The organism is Psychrobacter sp. 1Y4, from assembly GCF_051847555.1.
Window position 1 is genome coordinate 1 of record NZ_JBPYDE010000975.1, and the last position, 556, is coordinate 556.

1 protein-coding gene is annotated in these 556 nt (G+C 47.8%); it reads right to left on the bottom strand.

Features of this window, described 5'->3' with window-relative positions:
- The coding region (trmB, locus tag ACS8FC_RS19930) for a tRNA (guanosine(46)-N7)-methyltransferase TrmB (protein WP_439298060.1) at positions 1–556 on the bottom strand (556 nt) is incomplete at both ends.

Here is a 556-nt window from a genome sequence, read left to right on the forward strand (position 1 = left end):
CATCCAATACCTCAACCATCCAAAATGCATAATGCTCCCAGTCAGTGGCTGTATGAAACCAGCCGCCTTGTTTTAGACTGCGCGTAACGATAGCCATACGCTCAGGACTGACGAAACGGCGTTTGTAATGACGCTTCTTTTGCCACGGATCAGGGAAGTATAACTGAATACGATCAATGTGATTTTCTGGCAGTTGCTTCAGCAATTGAATAGCATCGCCATTGATGATTTTGACATTGCTCAAGTCTTGTGTGCCTGCCATATAAGCGCATTTACCAATACCTGGCTCGTGCACTTCGACACCGACGAAATTACGCGCGGGCTCTGCGGCTGCCATCTCGATAAATGAGTCACCCAAACCAAAACCAATCTCCAACGTCAGCGGTGCGTCAGAACCATTCGGGCTGTCAGCGAACAGTGCTCGCAGGTTATCAATAGCTGAAAGGTCGCCATCACCGAAACTATTATTGACCAGATACTCAGAAAACTCTGGTGCGGTAAGTGCTAGCTCGGCGTTTTTGTTCATATGCGTGCGCCGCTTCATAAACGTATTAAC